At 63.1% G+C, this 1697-nt stretch carries 1 tRNA gene and 2 pseudogenes; all 3 read left to right on the top strand.

The window, feature by feature from the left end:
• Positions 1 to 573 (top strand): annotated as a pseudogene (locus tag Q0H50_RS09485) (glycosyl transferase); the annotation flags it as partial.
• Positions 574 to 829: 256 nt separating this feature from the next.
• A tRNA-Glu gene (locus Q0H50_RS09490) sits at positions 830 to 904 on the top strand.
• 73 nt (positions 905 to 977) lie between these two features.
• Positions 978 to 1697, top strand: a pseudogene (locus Q0H50_RS09495) (UDP-N-acetylglucosamine--LPS N-acetylglucosamine transferase); the annotation flags it as partial.

Raw genomic sequence — 1697 nt, forward strand, 5'->3', positions numbered from 1 at the left:
TTCCACGGCTTCGGCAACGACCTGGTGCGCTTCCTCATCAAGGCCATCTACGGGTTCGAGTTCTCCGACGTCATGACGGGCTACCGCGCCTACAACAAGGTGTTCGCCAAGACCATGCCCGTGCTCTCGCCGGGCTTCGAGATCGAGACCGAGCTGTCCATCCACGCCGTCGACAAGCGCTGGCGCATCGCCGAGGTGCCCATCGACTACCGCGACCGCCCCGAGGGCTCGGAGTCGAAGCTGTCCACCTTCTCCGACGGCTTCAAGGTGCTCATGATGATCATGTCGCTGTTCAAGGACTACAAGCCGCTGGCGCTGTTCTCCTGGGTGGCGCTTTTGTTCGTGGTGCTCGGTCTGGTCGCCGGCGTGCCGGTCATCGCGCAGTTCGCCGCAACGGGCCTGGTGCCGAAGCTGCCCACGGCGCTTCTGGCGGTGGGCCTGGTGTTCGTGGGCCTGCTGTGCTTCGCGTGCGGGCTTATCCTGGACACGGTGGTCAAGGGCAACCGCAAGCAGTACGAGATCGAGGTCACGGAAGCCTACGAGCGTTACGGGCGCTCAAGCGCCGCGAAGTAGGCCGACGGCTTCCCGTGTCCCCCTTTTCCCGTCGAGAAGGGCGTCCCCCATCAGCGCAGGCCAATGCACCCGATCGTTTCGCGCCCTCGTCGACGATCATCAGTCTACGGGGATTTGCGGCGAGCGAGCCCATCCGGTCCGTTGAAATGGGACCAAGTTGTGTAAGAAATATGCACAACCCCGCACTCGGGTCTTGCGAAACGAATTGCTTTTTGGCATACTAAACGGGCTGCTTTTCGACACGGAAGCGCAACCCGTCCCCATAGTCTAGAGGTCAGGACGCGGCCCTTTCAAGGCTGAGACACGAGTTCGATTCTCGTTGGGGGCACCATTTAAACGCTAGGGCTGGTCGAGTACCGGCCCTTCTTATTAGTGAAAGCCGGTTCGCCGGCTTTTTCGCTATCTTGAAGGGAAAGGCATCCGCTATCGCTACCCCCGCAGAAACCGATCCGCACAACGATAAGGCCGCACCGCTGGTCATCGTCATGCACGCTTCGGTGGGCTCGGGGCATCGAAGCGCGGCCAATGCCGTCGCTCAGGCCTTCGAATACATGCAAGCCGAGCAGGCCGAGGGCCGCGAGCAGCCCACGGAGGCCTTCCCCACCGTGCCGAAACTGCCCGACGGGCTTGAAGTCGAGGTGCTCGACGTGCTCGATTTCGGCCGCGTGGTGTTCGATGGCGACAAAACCGCTTCCATGTTCACCGGCCCTACCCGCCCGATTTATGACCTGACATGGCGCTTCACGCTTACCGGCAGGCTTTTGTGGGGCGGCGGGAGCATCTGGTCGCACCTGATGTACGGCAAGTTCACCGAACTGGTGCGCAAGCGTCGCCCGCTTGCCATCATATGCACGCACATCACCGCAGCCAACGTCGCCGTGGCGGCGCGCATGCTCACCGGCCAGCGCTTCCCCATCGTGTGCGTTCCCACCGACTACGAGACCGAGGGCCTGTGGCCGCATCTGTCGACCGACCTGTTCTGCGTCGCCACGGAGAGCATGGCCGAGACGCTGCGCCCGCGCCTGGTGCCCGAGCAGCGCATCCGCATCACCGGCATCCCCACACGCGAGGATTTCCGCGCAAGCTATGATCGCGAGCAAACCCGGCAACGCCTGGGCCTGCCG

This window comes from uncultured Senegalimassilia sp., from assembly GCF_934632265.1.
Taxonomy (GTDB): domain Bacteria; phylum Actinomycetota; class Coriobacteriia; order Coriobacteriales; family Eggerthellaceae; genus Senegalimassilia.